The organism is Alteromonas sp. ABE4_545, from assembly GCF_056161325.1.
The window spans coordinates 1-598 of the sequence record NZ_JBSWYY010000074.1; the positions used below are offsets into that span (position 1 = coordinate 1).

A 598-nucleotide genomic window follows, 5' to 3' on the forward strand; every position below is an offset into this window, starting at 1 on the left:
CACTTCCACATTGAGCAAGCCTTCGGAAACGGCCGAAGGTACATCCACGCTGTAGGTACCGTCAGATTGGACGGTGGCCGTGAAGGTTTGTTCGTTGCTGTCACTATCCGTAACGGTAATCGACACCGTCGCGCCAATTTCATCACAGGTACCTGAGATGGTGGGCGTGGCATCGTTGAGCGTTCCGAGTGCATTCACGCCTAAAATCGGCAGCGTTAAGTCAATCAAACCAGACGTGGTTACCGTGGCGAGGTTACCCGCATCGTCCAGTACTTCGACTTCCACATTAAGCAGGCCTTCGGAGACTGCCGAAGGTACATCCACACTGTAGGTGCCGTCGGATTGGACGGTGGCCGTGAAGGTTTGTTCGTTGCTATCGCTATCGGTCACGGTAATTGAGACCGTTGCACCAATTTCATCACATGTACCTGAGATGGTGGGCGTGGCATCGTTGAGCGTTCCGAGTGCATTCACGCCTAAAATCGGCAGCGTGAGGTCAATCAAACCAGACGTGGTGACGGTGGCTAAATTACCTGCATCGTCGAGGACTTCCACTTCCACATTGAGCAAGCCTTCGGAAACGGCCGAAGGTACATCC

1 protein-coding gene is annotated in these 598 nt (G+C 53.7%); it reads right to left on the reverse strand.

What is annotated here, in order from left to right; genetic code table 11:
• Positions 1-598, reverse strand: a 598-nt coding sequence (locus ACXAH6_RS20370; protein ID WP_474879825.1) for an Ig-like domain-containing protein, incomplete at both ends; no start/stop codon positions are given.